The 14,137-nt window shown below is 72.0% G+C and carries 14 protein-coding genes, 1 tRNA gene and 1 pseudogene; 3 read left to right on the top strand and 13 right to left on the bottom strand.

The annotated features are described in order from the left end of the window. A pseudogene (locus tag ACYC1Z_RS09995) lies at positions 1-185 on the bottom strand (23S rRNA (guanosine(2251)-2'-O)-methyltransferase RlmB); the annotation flags it as partial. Next, positions 185-1,630, bottom strand: a complete 1,446-nt coding sequence (cysS, locus tag ACYC1Z_RS10000; RefSeq protein ID WP_461409375.1) for a cysteine--tRNA ligase — start codon at positions 1,628-1,630, stop codon at positions 185-187. The pseudogene ACYC1Z_RS09995 and the gene cysS, both read right to left, overlap by 1 nt. 63 nt (positions 1,631-1,693) lie before the next feature. On the opposite strand from cysS, the gene ACYC1Z_RS10005 reads away from it, so the two are divergent. After that, positions 1,694-3,004, top strand: coding sequence for an MFS transporter (locus tag ACYC1Z_RS10005; protein WP_461409376.1), 1,311 nt, complete (start codon positions 1,694-1,696; stop codon positions 3,002-3,004). Position 3,005: 1 nt separating this feature from the next. Here ACYC1Z_RS10005 and ispF read toward each other — a convergent pair whose 3' ends face one another. From ispF to ACYC1Z_RS10020, 3 genes are read right to left on the bottom strand one after another with little or no spacing between them, the layout of a single operon-like run. Beyond that, positions 3,006-3,500, bottom strand: a complete 495-nt coding sequence (gene ispF, locus ACYC1Z_RS10010) for a 2-C-methyl-D-erythritol 2,4-cyclodiphosphate synthase (RefSeq protein WP_461409377.1) — start codon at positions 3,498-3,500, stop codon at positions 3,006-3,008. A 5-nt stretch (positions 3,501-3,505) separates the two neighbouring features. Then, positions 3,506-4,240: a 2-C-methyl-D-erythritol 4-phosphate cytidylyltransferase gene (ispD, locus tag ACYC1Z_RS10015; RefSeq protein WP_461409388.1), complete on the bottom strand. Its 735-nt coding sequence runs from the start codon at positions 4,238-4,240 to the stop codon at positions 3,506-3,508. Continuing rightward, the gene (locus tag ACYC1Z_RS10020; RefSeq protein ID WP_461409378.1) at positions 4,237-4,719 is read right to left on the bottom strand and encodes a CarD family transcriptional regulator; all 483 of its coding nucleotides are present in this window, start codon (positions 4,717-4,719) and stop codon (positions 4,237-4,239) included. Before ACYC1Z_RS10020 ends, ispD begins: the two co-directional genes overlap by 4 nt. 196 nt (positions 4,720-4,915) lie before the next feature. Between ACYC1Z_RS10020 and ACYC1Z_RS10025 the strand changes: the two genes are divergently transcribed. Then, the gene (locus ACYC1Z_RS10025) at positions 4,916-5,389 is read left to right on the top strand and encodes a hypothetical protein (RefSeq protein WP_461409379.1); all 474 of its coding nucleotides are present in this window, start codon (positions 4,916-4,918) and stop codon (positions 5,387-5,389) included. A 64-nt stretch (positions 5,390-5,453) separates the two neighbouring features. On the opposite strand, the gene ACYC1Z_RS10030 is transcribed toward ACYC1Z_RS10025, so the two are convergent. Both ACYC1Z_RS10030 and ACYC1Z_RS10035 read right to left on the bottom strand, forming a co-directional pair. Continuing rightward, a complete protein-coding gene (locus tag ACYC1Z_RS10030; protein WP_461409380.1) occupies positions 5,454-6,146 on the bottom strand; it encodes a response regulator in 693 nt (230 codons plus the stop codon). Then, entirely contained in the window at positions 6,143-7,333 is a 1,191-nt protein-coding gene (locus ACYC1Z_RS10035; RefSeq protein ID WP_461409381.1) for a sensor histidine kinase, read from the bottom strand. The genes ACYC1Z_RS10030 and ACYC1Z_RS10035 overlap by 4 nt, the downstream gene beginning before the upstream one ends. Before the next feature lie 161 nt (positions 7,334-7,494). On the opposite strand from ACYC1Z_RS10035, the gene phoU reads away from it, so the two are divergent. Then, positions 7,495-8,172: a phosphate signaling complex protein PhoU gene (gene phoU / locus ACYC1Z_RS10040; protein WP_461409382.1), complete on the top strand. Its 678-nt coding sequence runs from the start codon at positions 7,495-7,497 to the stop codon at positions 8,170-8,172. A 174-nt stretch (positions 8,173-8,346) separates the two neighbouring features. Here phoU and ACYC1Z_RS10045 read toward each other — a convergent pair whose 3' ends face one another. The 6 genes from ACYC1Z_RS10045 to ACYC1Z_RS10070 form a co-directional block, all read right to left on the bottom strand. Beyond that, the gene (locus tag ACYC1Z_RS10045; protein ID WP_461409383.1) at positions 8,347-9,084 is read right to left on the bottom strand and encodes a phosphoglyceromutase; all 738 of its coding nucleotides are present in this window, start codon (positions 9,082-9,084) and stop codon (positions 8,347-8,349) included. A gap of 147 nt (positions 9,085-9,231) precedes the next feature. Further along, positions 9,232-9,564: a histone-like nucleoid-structuring protein Lsr2 gene (locus ACYC1Z_RS10050; RefSeq protein ID WP_461409384.1), complete on the bottom strand. Its 333-nt coding sequence runs from the start codon at positions 9,562-9,564 to the stop codon at positions 9,232-9,234. Between the two features lie 106 nt (positions 9,565-9,670). Then, positions 9,671-9,910, bottom strand: a complete 240-nt coding sequence (locus ACYC1Z_RS10055; RefSeq protein ID WP_461409385.1) for a hypothetical protein — start codon at positions 9,908-9,910, stop codon at positions 9,671-9,673. A gap of 819 nt (positions 9,911-10,729) precedes the next feature. Continuing rightward, positions 10,730-10,802: transfer RNA gene (locus ACYC1Z_RS10060), tRNA-Thr, on the bottom strand. Between the two features lie 207 nt (positions 10,803-11,009). Beyond that, positions 11,010-12,536, bottom strand: a complete 1,527-nt coding sequence (locus tag ACYC1Z_RS10065) for an alpha/beta hydrolase (RefSeq protein WP_461409386.1) — start codon at positions 12,534-12,536, stop codon at positions 11,010-11,012. 30 nt (positions 12,537-12,566) lie between these two features. Next, a complete protein-coding gene (locus ACYC1Z_RS10070; RefSeq protein ID WP_461409387.1) occupies positions 12,567-13,739 on the bottom strand; it encodes a DNA polymerase III subunit delta' in 1,173 nt (390 codons plus the stop codon). Positions 13,740-14,137: the final 398 nt, after the last annotated feature.

Genomic DNA, 14,137 nt, shown 5'->3' on the forward strand with positions numbered 1-14,137 from the left:
TTGTCCACCGCCTTCCCCGATGCGGCCTTGCGCTTGGCGGCCGGGTGGTACGGCCGCTCGGTCGCCTTGGGTGTGGGGCCCTTGCCCTCGAGCGCACGACGGCGCTGCCCCCCGGATCCGACGGTCTGGCCCTTCTTGGAGCCGGGCTTGCGCACCGCACCGCGTCGCTGCGAATTTCCCGCCATCAGCTCTTCCCCTTCAGCTGCCACCGTGCTCCGGTGGCGGAGTCCTCCACGACGATGCCCGCCGCCTGCAGGCGGTCGCGCAGCTCGTCCGCGCGTGCCCAGTCCTTCGCTCTGCGTGCCTCGACCCGATCCTCCAGCACGGCACTGACAAGGCCGTCCAGTGCGGCGTGCGCCGCGCCGTCCAGGCCGCCCGCGCCGCCCTGGCGCCGCCAGGGCTCGGCGAGCGGGTCCAGGCCCAGCACGTCGAGCATGGCACGAACCTGCAGCTGTGCCGACCGGGCGCTGACGTCGTCGCGCTCGGCCAGGGCGGTGTTGCCCGCCCGCAGGTGCTCGTGGACCACGGCGAGCGCGGCCGAGAGGTTGAGGTCGTCGTCGAGCGCCTCGACGAACGCGACCGGCAGCTCGGCGGGGCCGACGGCGGCGACCTCCGCGGCGGGGACCTCGCCGACCGCCTCGACCGCACGGGCGACGAACCCGGACAGACGCTCCCAGGTGCTGGTCGCCTCGGCGAGCGTGGCGTCGGAGAACTCCACGGTGGAGCGGTAGTGCACGGTGCCCAGCGCGAAGCGCAGCACCGCTGCCGGGGTCCTGCGCAGCACCTCGGCGACCACCAGGGAGTTGCCCAGGGACTTGCTCATCTTCTCCCCGCCCGTGGTCACCCAGGCGTTGTGGACCCAGTGGCGGGCGAAGGCGTGGCCGGCGGCGTGGGACTGGGCCTGCTCGTTCTCGTGGTGGGGGAAGCGCAGGTCGATGCCGCCGCCGTGGATGTCGAACGTCTCGCCCAGGTAGCGGTGCGCCATGGCGGAGCACTCCAGGTGCCAGCCCGGCCGGCCGCGCCCGAACGGGGTGGGCCAGGCCGCCGTCGCCGGCTCGCCGGGCTTGACGGCCTTCCACAGGGCGAAGTCGTGCGGGTCGCGCTTGTCCGGCTCGCCGTCGTCCTCCTCGCTGACGGACAGGTTCTCGAGGGACTGGTGGGTCAGGGAGCCGTAGTCGGGCAGGGAGCGGACGGCGAAGTAGACGTTGCCCTCCGCGCCGCGGTAGGCGTGGCCGCGCTCGAGGAGGCGCTCGACGAGCTCGACCATCTCCGTCACGTGCCCGGTGGCGCGCGGCTCGTAGGTGGGGCGGTCCACACCGAGGGCGTCGTAGGCGTCGGTGAACTCCTGCTCGAAGCGGTAGGCCCACGCCCACCACGGCACGCCGGCGGCGGCGGACTTGGTGAGGATCTTGTCGTCGATGTCGGTGACGTTGCGGATCAGGGTGACGTCGTCGCCGCGGCGGCGCAGCCAGCGCACGAGCACGTCGAAGGCGATCGAGGCGCGCATGTGGCCGACGTGCGGGGCACCCTGCACGGTCGCGCCGCACAGGTAGATGCCGACCTTGCCGGGCACGAGCGGGGTCAGCGGCCGGACCGACCTGGTGGCGGAGTCGTAGAGTCGCAAGGTCACGGGCCCAGGCTACCCGGGCGCGCGTTCACGGTGATGTCACCGCGGCACGCTACGGTGCGCCCCGTGACCAACATCCAACGCGTCCCGACGGCGGAGCAGCAGCCGGCCCCGCGGCGCACCGTGGCCGCGTGGAGCCTGTGGGACCTCGGCTCGAACGCCTTCAACACGGTGATCCTCTCCTTCGTGTTCTCGGTGTACGTCACCGGGACGGTGGCCGCGGACGCGCAGAACGGCCAGCAGGTCTACTCCAACGCGCAGACGATCGCAGGCATCGCCGTCGCCCTCCTGGCCCCGCTCATGGGCGCGTGGGCGGACCGGGTCCGCAACCGGCGGCTGCTGCTGACGGTCTCGACCCTCGCCGTCGTCGGCACGATGGCGGCGATGTGGTTCGTCAAGCCCGAGAACTCCTACCTCGTGCTCGGGGTGACCCTCATCGCGCTCGCGTCCGTGATCGCGGAGATCGCCGGGGTGTTCTACAACGGCATGCTGCTGCAGATCTCCACCCCGTCGACGGTGGGCCGGATCTCCGGGACGGCGTGGGCGCTGGGGTACGTCGGCGGTGTCATCGCCCTGGTCATCTCCCTGTTCGGGTTCATCCAGGACGGCGGCATGGTGGGCATCCCCACCCAGGACGCCCAGAACGCCCGGGCCGTCGCACTGTTCTGCGCGGCGTGGTTCCTGGTGTTCTCGATCCCCGTGATGCTCTGGGGGCCGACCGAGGTGCCGGAGGCGCAGCGGGTCCGGGAGAAGTTCCGCCCGGTGCAGATCTACCGCGAGATCGCCGCCCGGGTGGTGCGCATGTGGCGCTCGGAGCGGCACATGCTGCACTTCCTGCTGGCGTCCGCCATCTACCGCGACGGCCTCGGAGCGGTGTTCGCGTTCGCCGGCGTCATCGCCGCGTCCTCCTACGGGATGAGCACGTCCGAGGTCGTGGTCTTCGGCATCGCCGCCAACGTGGTCGCCGCGATCGGCACCTGGGTCTTCGGCCGGGTGGACGACCACCTGGGCCCGCGGCCGGTGATCGTCGGGTCGCTGAGCGCGATGATCCTGTTCGGCATCGTGATCGTCGCGATTCCCGCCACCTGGGTGTTCTGGGCCTTCGGCCTCGGGATCGCCTCGCTGGTGGGGGCGGTGCAGTCGGCGTCCCGCACGCTGCTGACCCGCATCGTCCCGCCGGCGGACGTCAACGAGACGTTCGGGCTCTACGCCACCGCCGGGCGCGCGGTCAGCTTCATCTCCCCCGCCCTGATCGCCCTGTTCACCTTCCTCGCCGGGGCGCGCATGGGCATGCTCGGCATCGTCATCACGCTGACGCTGGGGCTCGTCGCCATCTGGCCGCTGCGCATCCCGGGCGTGACCTCCAAGCGCGGCTGAGTCAGGCCACCCGCGGCGGCGCCGGCACCACCAGGGCGGTCGCGACCGCGGCCACGCCCTCGTCGCGGCCGGTGAACCCGAGGCCGTCGGTGGTGGTGGCGCTGAGCGAGACGGACGCGTCGATCGCCTCCGCCATCGCCCGCTCGGCCGCCTCGCGGCGCGGGCCGATCTTCGGGCGGGCCCCGATGACCTGGACCGCCACGTTGCCGATCTCGTAACCGGCGTCCCGCACCAGCCGCGCCGTCTCCTCGAGCAGGTCGGCCCCGGAGGCGCCCGACCAGCGCGGGTCGTCGGTGCCGAACCGGGCACCGAGGTCCCCCAGCCCGGCCGCGGAGAGGAGGGCGTCGCACGCGGCGTGCGCGGCGACGTCGGCGTCGGAGTGCCCCTCGAGACCGGTCCCGGGCCACGTCAGGCACGCCAGGCGCATCGGCCGGCCCGAGCCCTCGGCGGCGAACGCGTGGACGTCGGTCCCGATCCCCGTGCGCGGCAGCTCCATGGCGCTCAGGTTAGTGGCGCCGACCGCTCCAGCAGGACCGTGGCCAACGCGAGGTCGCGCGCCGTGGTGATCTTCATGGCCCGCTCGTGGCCGGGGATGACCCACACCCGCTCCCCGAGCGCCTCGACGAGGCCGGCGTCGTCCGAGGCGGCCGTCTGCTCGTCCGCGGCGCGGGCGCCGCCGACGGCGTGGGCCCGCTCGAGCAGGGCGCGGTCGAATCCCTGCGGCGTCTGGACGGCGCGCAGCGCGCCCCGGTCCAGGGTGTCCTCGACCGGCTCGGCGCCGGCGGCGTCGGCGGGCCCGACGCGCTTGACGGTGTCGGTCACCGGCAGCGCCGGGACGACGGCCGGGTGCCCGGCCCGGACGGCGGCCTCGACGTCACGGATCAGGGCCGCGGGCGTCAAGCACCGGGCGGCGTCGTGGACCAGGACGACGTCGACGTCCGCCCCCAGGGCCGCGAGCCCCGCGGCCACGGAGGCCTGCCTCGTCGACCCGCCGGGCACGATCACGGCGGGCAGCTGCGTGCCGGGCACGTACCCGGCCGGGAAGAGGGCCGTGAACCCCCGCACCTCGTGCGGGGGGACGGTGATGACGACGATGCTCAGGCAGCGGGCGAGCGCGAGCCCCTGAGCGGCACGCACCACGAGCGGGACGCCGGCCAGCTCCACGAGAGCCTTGGGGACGGCGGCGCCGAGGCGGGTACCGGATCCCGCGGCGGTGAGGACGGCGGCGGTGCTCAGGACGCGAGGACCTCGTCGAGGCGGGCCTCGGCCTTGTCCTCCTCGGTCTTCTCCGCGAGGGCGAGCTCGGAGACGAGGATCTGGCGGGCCTTGGCCAGCATGCGCTTCTCGCCGGCGGACAGGCCGCGGTCGGAGTCGCGGCGGGAGAGGTCCCGGACCACCTCGGAGACCTTGATGATGTCGCCGGAGGCGATCTTCTCGACGTTGGCCTTGTACCGCCGGGACCAGTTGGTGGGCTCTTCGGTGTACGGGGCGCGCAGCACCTCGAACACCTTCTCGAGACCCTCGGAGCCGACGACGTCGCGGACGCCGACGAGGTCGACGTTCTCGGCGGGGACCTGGATGGTGAGGTCCCCCTGGGCGACCCGGAGGTGAAGGTAGACCTTCTCCTCACCACGGATGGTGCGGGTGGAGATGTCCTCGATCAGCGCCGCGCCATGGTGCGGGTACACGACGGTCTCGCCGACGGCGAAAGTCATTTCCTGGTGCTCCCTTAGTCGAAGATGGTCGATTCTAACACGGCAAAATGGCCAAATCCCGGGGCTTTCGGCCGGTTCAGGAGCAACTCGCCTGTTCCGATACGAGCTCTGACGGTAATCTCCGACCGAGGAGCGCTGCGGATGTCCCGCAGGAGGACTGCCCCGGCTCCGCCCTGATTCATCGAAGGAGATCTCCGTGGCCCGCACCTTCCGCCGCACACCGCTCGCCGCCGCGGCTCTCGTCGTCGGTTCGCTCGCCCTGGCCGGGTGCTCGGTCGTGAACCCCATCACCACCCAGGGGCCCTACGCACCGAGCGACGGCGTGCGGGTCGAGGTCGCCGACCGCGTCTCCGTCGAGAACCTCATGGTCCTGACCACGGGGGAGGGCGAGGTGGGGCACGTGCTCGGCGCCGTCGTCAACCGCTCGGAGCAGGACGTGGAGGTCACGCTCGCCCTCGGCGAGGGTGGCAGCACGATCCCCGTCGGCGTGGCCGCCGGGGAGACCGTCAACCTCACCGACGCCGGCATCTCCCTGGCCGAGGTCGCCGTCGCCCCGGGTGCCATGCTCGACTCGCTCATCGGTGCCACCGGTTCGGGCGACGTCGCCGTCGCCGTCCCGGTGCTCGACGGCACCATCCCGCCCTACGACGAGTACCTCGCCGGGGCCTAGTTCGCAGCCGGGGCGGGGCCAGGGCGTCCACGTGGCGGGCCCGGCCCCCGTGCTCTCGCCGCCGCTACGCCGGCGGGGTGACGAGCTTGTAGCCCAGGCCGCGCACGGTCTGCAGCATCGTGGGGCGGGCCGGGTCGACCTCGATCTTGGCACGCACCCGCTTGACGTGGACGTCCAGCGTCTTGGTGTCCCCCACGTAGTTCGCGCCCCAGATACGGTCGATGAGCTGGCCGCGGGTGAGCACCCGGTCCGGGTTGCGCAGGAACAGCTCGAGCAGCTCGAACTCCCGCAGCGGGATGGCGACCGGCTCGCCGTCGACCTGGAGCTCGTGCCGGTCGACGTCCATGCGGACGCGGCCGGCCGAGAGCACGGCGGGCTCGACGTCGTCCTCGGTGGCCCCGCCCCGACGCAGCACCGCGTGCACGCGGGCCACGAGCTCACGACAGGAGAAGGGCTGGGTGACGTAGTCGTCGGCGCCGATCTCGAGGCCCACGACCTTGTCGATCTCACTGTCCTTGGCGGTCAGCATGATCACCGGGACCGTACTGCGCTGGCGGAGCTGGCGGCACACCTCGGTGCCGGACAGGCCCGGGAGCATGAGGTCGAGGAGGACGATGTCGATCCCGCCGCGCTCGAACGCGGTGAGCGCCTCGAACCCGTCGGCCACCGCGATGACCTCGTACCCGTCCCGTTCCAGCTTGAACGTCAGGGGGTCCCGGTAGGACTGCTCGTCCTCGACCAGCAGGATCTTCGTCATGGGTGCGAGGTCTCCATCTCTTCGTCGGTGGCCGTGCTCGTCGGCTGGTCATCGCGCTGCTCGGACGCCTCCGGGAGCACGAGCGTGAAGGTCGCCCCCTTGCCGAGGGTGGACCACACGTCGACGCGGCCACCGTGGTCGGCGGCGACGTGCTTGACGATCGCCAGGCCGAGACCGCTGCCACCGGTGTCGCGCGATCGGGCCGCGTCGAGGCGGTAGAAACGCTCGAAGATGCGCTCGCGCTGGTCGGTCGGGATACCGGGGCCCTGGTCGACGACGGCGATGCGCACCAGTGCGTCGGCCCGGGAGACGCCCACGGACACCCGGCTCACCGGGGGTGCGTACCGGATGGCGTTGTCGAGGAGGTTGCGCACGGCGGTCGTCAGGAGCGCCGGGTCGCCGTAGACCCGCAGGTGCTTGGTCCCGCCGAGCACGAGGGTGACGTTGCGGGACTGTGCCTCCACGCGCACCCGGTCCACGGCCTCGGCGACCACGGCGTCGACCTCGACGAGTTCGGGCTCGACGAGCGCGTCCGGCTCCTGCAGGCGGGAGAGCTCGATGATCTCCTGGACGAGCGAGGCGAGACGCCGGGACTCCTTGTCCATCGAGAGGGCGAAGCGCCTGACCGCGTCGGGATTGTCGGCAGCCTCGGCGATGGTCTCGGCGAGCAGCGCGATGGCCCCGATCGGCGTCTTGAGCTCGTGGGAGACGTTCGCGACGAAGTCGCGGCGCATCTCCTCCACTCGCCGGGCCGCGGTGCGGTCCTCCGCGAGGAGCAGCACCCGGTCGTCCTTGAGCGGGGCGACGCGGACCTGCAGTCGCAGCGTCCCGGCACCCGCGACGGGGCTCCGGGTCAGCGTCAGCTCGGCGTCGCGGATCTCGCCGTCGCGGCGCAGCCGGGCCACCATCTCGCGCAGCTCGGCGTGCGCGAGGGCGTCGTGACGGACGAGGCCGTAGCTGTAGGCCGACGCGCTGGCGTGCAGGACGTCGTCGTCGGGCTCGAGGACGACGACGCTCTGGGGCAGCACCGACAGGACGGCGACGGCGTCACCGTCGAAGGTCGCGCTCGCATCCGGATCGGTGTGCCGGCGCCGTTCGCTCCACCGGAAGGCCACGACCACGAGCCCGACCACGACGACGCCCACGCCCAGCAGTGCGACGCTCACGAGCTGCCAGATCGAGTCCACGGCACGAGGTTAGGCCCCCGACCAGCAGTTCACCGAGAACGCCCCCGGCGGACGCCCGACGTTCACTCCGAGGGCACGCGTCGTACACGCATCAACACTTGGCTACCGTAGGTAGCGATGTGCCCGCACCCGGGCGCAGCCCCGTCGGTGAAGGAGTCGTCGTGCGAGAGATCTTCAAGTTCGAGATGCAGGAGCTGCGCGACGGCCTGCTCGACATGGCCCGGGACATGGCCAAGGCCATCGACCACGCCACCACGGCGATGCGCACCGCGGACCTCAGGCTCGCCGAGCAGGTCATCGACGCCGACGAACGCATCGACGCCCGCGAGCGCGAGCTCGACGACCGTGGCGTGTCCCTGCTCGCCCGCCAGGCGCCGGTCGCCACGGACCTGCGGGTCGTCGTCACGGCCCTGCGGATGTCCGCGACCCTGGAGCGCATGGGCGACCTCGCCCGCCACGTCGCCTACGTCGCCCGTGGGCGGTACCCGGAGCTGGCGACCACCGGGCGCATGCACGACATCCTCCTGGAGATGGGTGTCCAGGCGTCGAAGGTCGGCCAGCAGGTGGTGGAGCTGCTCGAGACGCGCGACCTGAGCCTCGCGGCCGAGATCGAGCGTGAGGACGACCTCCTCGACGAGCTGCACCGCCGCTCCTTCGAGGTGGTCCTCGACGAGAACGAGAGCCTGACCCGCCAGCAGCTGGTGGACGCCGTGCTGGTCGGCCGCTACCTCGAGCGCTTCGGTGACCACGGGGTGTCCGTCGCGCGCCGCATGTCCTACCTGATCACCGGCGACGCGGCCAATGCGGTCCACAACCCCGAGACCGTCGACCAGGTCTGAGCCGGTAGGGCCGCGGGGCACCGTCGCCTCCGGGCGGGGGCCTTCTCCGGCTGAGCGGGGCCGCCCCGGGCTGCACTGGGCCGCCCCGGACCCGGGCTGCACGGCACGAACGAGGAGGGCCTCCGCACGGATCGGTGCGCAGGCCCTCCTCGTTCGGGGGAACGGCCGAGAACGCTACTTGCCCTGGTTGGCCACGGCCGCGATGGCCGCCGCGGCCGCCGTCGGGTCGAGGTACTTCCCGCCGGGGACGACGGGCTCGAGGTTCTCGTCCAGCTCGTAGACCAGCGGGATGCCCGTGGGCACGTTCAGGCCGGCGATAGCTTCGTCCGAGACGCCGTCGAGGTGCTTGATGATCGCGCGCAAGGAGTTGCCGTGCGCGGCGACGAGCACCGTCTTGCCGGCCTTCAGGTCCGGCACGATCGCGCTCTCCCAGTACGGCAGCGCACGCTCGAGCACGTCCTTGAGGCACTCGCTGCGGGGGATGGGCTCACCCGCGTAGCGCGGCTCGGCGTCCTGGGAGTACTTCGAGCCCAGCTCGATCGCGGGCGGCGGCACGTCGTAGGAGCGCCGCCACGCCATGAACTGCTCCTCGCCGTACTCGTCCCGGATCTCCTTCTTGTTCTTGCCCTGGAGCGCGCCGTAGTGGCGCTCGTTCAGGCGCCAGTCGCGCTTGACGGGGATCCAGTGGAGGTCGGCGACGTCGAGCGCGAGGTTGGCGGTCATGATCGCGCGCCGCAGCAGCGAGGTGTGGACGACATCGGGCGAGACACCGGCCTCGGTGAGCATCTGCCCACCGCGCGTGGCCTCCTCGACGCCCTTCTCGGAGAGCGGGACGTCCACCCAGCCGGTGAAGAGGTTCTTCGCGTTCCATTCGCTCTCGCCGTGGCGGAGCAGTACCAGGGTGTAGGTCATGGCAGCATTCTTCCATCCGGGTGACTTCGTGCGCGGGGGACCGACGTCACCCGCGACGTGAGATGTCCGGCACCGAGCGCGCGGTGAGTCGGCAAGGTCCACCGCCAACGCTCAGGCGAACAGCGACGTGCGGCGCGGAAGGCGCGGTCAGTTGGCTTTCTCGTAGGCCTCGCGCACCTCGGCGGAGATCCGGCCCCGCTCGGAGACCTCGTAGCCGTTCTCGCGTGCCCACTCGCGGATCTGGCCGGCGTCGGAAGAGCCGGCAGCGGACTTGGCGCCGCCGCGGCGCGCGGCGACCTTACGGCCGCCGGCACGACGCGCGTGACCGATCCACTCGGCGAAGGACTCGCGCAGCGCACCGGCGTGGGCCGCGCTGAGGTCGATCTCGTAGGAGATGCCGTCGAGCGCGAATGTGACGGTCTCTTCCGCAGCCGTGCCGTCGATGTCATCGATGAGCATGACCTGAACCCTCTGGACCATGGGGAATCTTCCTTCTCAGTCAAAAGACTTGCCGAAGGAGCGACGTCCCTCGGGCGCGACACTCACGTAGCGCTAGGTATGAGCGTATTTGTTTTGGCCCGAGTTGTCACTGCGGCGTGATGGCGTTCTTGATCGACGCACCGGCGTTGTTCGCCTGGGTAGCGATGTTGTTGGCTCCGACGGCGTTGTCCGACCAGGTTCCCGGCGTGGCCTTTGCGTCCTCGGCTGCTTCGAGCCGGCGCAGTGCCTCGCGCTCATTTCGATCGGCGTTCACGATCGCGCGGATCACGATATAGAACAGCAATCCGGTCCCGATCGAGGGGAGCAGCGCGACGAGGTAATCCACGGGCCGAGTCTACGGGCACGACCTGGGCGCGTCACGTGGCTTCCACGATCGACTTTCGGGCCGGCGGACTCACCCGCGGGCCCGGCCCGTCGACTGCCTCATGTGGCCACGGTGCACGATCTGGAGGTAGGCGGGCACTTCACGGTCGCTCTCGGTGACCCGTCGACTGCCCGATGTGGGACGCGTTGCGGGATGCGGAGGTAGAAGGGTTCTTCATGGTCGCCCTTGGTTGCCCGTCGACTGCCTGACGGGGCCCAACGACGCTCGGCTCCCCGCACGTTCACGACATGATTGCGACGTAGGTCACATTCCGATCTGTAATGATACGGAAACGGCTCGCACACGCGTCGTCGCACCGAACACGCGGGATCGCGTCGAACGCCTCGTCGCATCGAACGTGGCTCATCGCACAAACGGCCGGCTGCCGCAAACGGTCCGCGCCCGCTCCCCGGTGATATCGGCCCAGACGCACGACAGCCCGTCTTTTAATACGAGAGTGGCGCGCCAAGTCCCCGTGCGCCCATTCGCACACGTCGCGCGGCGGGTAGTGACGGATCGGTGCGGTCGCGAGTGTGCCAGCCTGAAGTGGCCCCACCTGGCGCAGCTTTGATGCGGCGTATTCCAGCGAACGGCGCGACACCGAGGGTTCGTGGAGGTCGTGGTGGGACGGGCAGGACGAAGTGGCCGGGGTCCGGCCCCTTTGGGGGACAAGCGCCGGGAGGATGCCCGGGCTTGCGAGCCCGCCGGCCACCGCAACACGCCCGCCGGTCGCCGCGACACGAAGGCCCGGGCTCCGTGAGGACCCGGGCCATGCGTCTGAGCCGCCTAAGGGAATCGAACCCTTGACCTATTCATTACGAGTGAATCGCTCTGCCGACTGAGCTAAGGCGGCGTGCTGGACCCGGGTCACGCCCGTGGTCGGCGCGAGCCACTGTACCTGGGCCGACGGGCCCCGGACAAAGCGAGTCCGCAGCGTCGGGCGTGACGTACGGCACGGATCGCCGCGGCACCGCCGGCGGCCGCGGCGTGCCCGGCCCGGTCGGGCTGCGCCGTGCCCCTCCCGGGCGGACGCGCCGCCAGCGGGACGCCGGCCCCGTTGTCAGCAGGTCAGGCCCTCCTCGGGGACCGCCCCGTCGATGAGGAACGCATCGACCGCGGCGGTCACGCACTCGTTGGACCGGCCGTAGGCGGTGTGTCCCTCCCCCTCGTACGTGACCAGGAAGCCGCTCGCGAGCTGGTCGGCCAGGGCCACGCTCCACTCGTACGGCGTCGCCGGGTCGCCGGTGGTGCCCACCACCATGATCGGCGGCGCACCGGCCGCGGTGATCGCCGCACCACGGTTGCCGACCGGGTCGCCCGGCCATTCGGCGCAGAGCACGCCGCCGTAGGCCAGCAGTGGCCCGAACGTGGGCGCGGCCTCGGCGAGCTCGGCGGCCTCGGCCTCCCACGTCGCCGGATCACCCGCCCCGCCGTAGTCGAGGCAGTTGATCGCCCAGTTCGCCTCCACGGTGTTGCTTGCGTAGGTGCCGTCCGTGGCGCGGCCGGCGTAGAGGTCGGCGAGGTAGAGCAGCATCGAGCCGTCACCCTCGTTCATGGCCTGTGCGAGGGCCTGCGAGAGGAGGAACCAGATCTCGCTCTGGTACAACGGGAGGGAGATGCCGGAGAACGCGAGGGAACTGGTGAGCTCGCGCCCGTCCGACGTCGGGAGCGGGGTGTCGGCCGTGACGTCCAGCAGGGTGGCGACCTGACCGACGCCGTCGTCCACCGAGCCGCTCAGCGGGCACTCCGCACCCTCGAGACAGTCGGCGACGTACGCGTGCAGTGCCTTCTCGAAGCCGACCGCCTGCGCCAGCGTGGTCTCGTGGAGGCCGAGCCTGGGGTCCATGGCACCGTCGAGGACGAAGTTGCCCATACGGTCGGGGAATGTCTCGGCGTAGACGGCGCCGAGGTAGGTGCCGTAGGAGAAGCCGAGGTAGTCGAGGCGGGCCTCCCCGAGGAGGTGACGCACCACATCCATGTCGCGCGCGGCCGAGACGGTGTCGACCTCGGTGATGAGCGGGCCGGTGCTCGCCGCGCACTCGGCCGCGAGTTCCGTGGCCTCGGCCTGGTACTCGGCGATCCCGTCGGCGTCGCTGGTCCCGCTCGTGCCGCTGAGGATCACATCGAGCTCGGGGTCGCTGACGCAGTCGACGGGTGTGGACCCGCCCACCCCGCGCGGGTCCACGGCGACGACGTCGTACGCCGCCAGCAGGTCCGCGCTGAACATGGTGGGGGCGGCGGCGAGCAGGTCAGTGGCAGGGCTGCCGGGGCCGCCGGGGTTGATGAGCAGCGAGCCGATGGCGGCACCGTCCGCCCTCAGCCGCTGGACGGCGAGGGTGATGTCGGCGCCGGCCGGGTCGTCGTAGTCGAGGGGGACGAGGACGTCGGTGCACTCCACCCCGCCGTCGCCGCAGTCCTGCCAGGTGAGCTCCTGGTCGTAGTAGGCCGTCAAGGCCTCGGGCACGGCCGGCATCGGGTCGGTGACCTGGGGGGTGGGCGGGTCCTCCGGGGTCCCGGTGCAGGCGGCGAGCGTGAGGGCGCCCACGAGCAGGGCGACGAAGGCGGCCGGACGCCGCGGGCGGGTCACCCGATCACGTTACCTGGCGTCGTCGGACGCTCAGGCCTGCGGCCGCAGGGCGACCATCATGGCCTCCACCGCGAGCAGCGGGGCGACGTTCCCGGCGAGCCGTTCGCGGGCCACCCCGACGGCGTCCATGCGGTGCACCGTCTGCTCGGGCGTGGAGCCGGTGGCGAGGCGCTGGACGTGCTCGGCGGCGTCGGCGTTGACGAGCTCGATGTCGGCGCCGAGCTGGATCACCAGCACGTCGCGGTAGAGCGAGAGCAGGTCGACCATGGCGCGGTCGAGGACGTCCCGCTGGGCGCGGGTGGCGCGCCGCTTCTGGTCGTCCTCGAGCTGCTTGACCTGACCGCGCAGCGCCGGCGGGAGGCGGGTACCGGCCTCGGCGCCGAGGGTGCGCAGCAGGGAGGCCTTCTCGGCGGCGGCGCGCTCCTCGGTGGCGGCCTTGGCGTCGGCGGCGGAGGTCTCGATGAGGTCCGCCGCGGCGAGCACCGCATCGCCGACGCCGCGGATGGTGGTGGGCACGGCCAGCAGGCGACGGCGTCGCTCCTGGGCGTCCGGGTCCCGCGCCAGGCGGCGGGCGAGGCCGATGTGGGACTGGGCGGCGCGGGCCGCGCCGAGCGCGACGGCGGGGTCGACGCCGTCGCGGCGGACCAGCAGGTCGGCGACGGCGCGGGGGTCGGGCACCCGCAGGTGCACGCCGCGGCAGCGGGAGCGGATCGTCGTGATGACGTCCTCGGGGCTGGGGGCGCAGAGCACCCACACGGTGCGCGGGGGTGGCTCCTCGATGGCCTTGAGGAGCACGTTGGAGGTGCGCTCGACCATGCGGTCCGCGTCCTCCATGAGCATCACGCGCCACCGCCCCTGGGAGGGGGCGCGCTGGGCCTGGGAGATGAGCGGGCGGATCTCGTCGATGCTGAAGACGACCTTCTCCGTGCCGACGAGCGTGACGTCCCCGTGGGTGCCGGCGAGCGCCGTCGTGCAGCCCTGGCAGTGGCCGCAGCCCGGCTCGTCGGGGTCCGTGCACTGCAGGGCTGCGGCGAACGCACGCGCCGCGACCGACCGGCCGGAGCCCGGGGGGCCGGTGACGAGCCAGGCGTGGGTCATGGCCCGGGCGGCCGCGTCGCCCGCGGCGTGGCGGGAGGCGTCGACGGCGGCGCGGAACGTTGCGACCACGTCCTCCTGGCCGACGACCTCGTCCCACACGCTCATGAGCGTGCCTGGCTGGACGTGGCGTCTGATGCGTCGGCGGGCGCAGGCCGGGCGTTGGTGGTGTCGCCGGACCTGGGCCGACCAGCACCATCGGAGTCGCCGGACCTGGGCCGACCAGCACCATCGGAGTCGCCGGACCTCCGACCAGCACCATCGGAGTCGCCGGACCTGGGCCGACCAGCGCCATCGGAGTCGCCGGACCTGGGCCGACCAGCGCCATCGGAGTCGCCGGACCTGGGCCGACCAGCACCATCGGAGTCGCCGGACCTGGGCCGACCAGCACCGTCGGCATGCGCAGCGACGTTGGGCAGGAGTGGCTCGAGGCGCTCGATGATCGCGGCGTGGATCTGGTCGGGCGCCGCGGCAGCGTCGAGCACGACGTAGCGGTCGGGGTCTGC

The organism is Georgenia sp. (assembly GCF_054605595.1).

Coding starts and splice junctions, on each gene's coding strand:
- ispF (WP_461409377.1), bottom strand. CDS start 3,500: ATGGAGCTGCCGCGCACGGGGATCGGGACCGACGTCCACGCGTTCGCC.
- ACYC1Z_RS10020 (WP_461409378.1), bottom strand. CDS start 4,719: ATGACTTTCGCCGTCGGCGAGACCGTCGTGTACCCGCACCATGGCGCG.
- ACYC1Z_RS10030 (WP_461409380.1), bottom strand. CDS start 6,146: ATGACGAAGATCCTGCTGGTCGAGGACGAGCAGTCCTACCGGGACCCC.
- ACYC1Z_RS10045 (WP_461409383.1), bottom strand. CDS start 9,084: ATGACCTACACCCTGGTACTGCTCCGCCACGGCGAGAGCGAATGGAAC.
- ACYC1Z_RS10050 (WP_461409384.1), bottom strand. CDS start 9,564: ATGGTCCAGAGGGTTCAGGTCATGCTCATCGATGACATCGACGGCACG.
- ACYC1Z_RS10070 (WP_461409387.1), bottom strand. CDS start 13,739: ATGAGCGTGTGGGACGAGGTCGTCGGCCAGGAGGACGTGGTCGCAACG.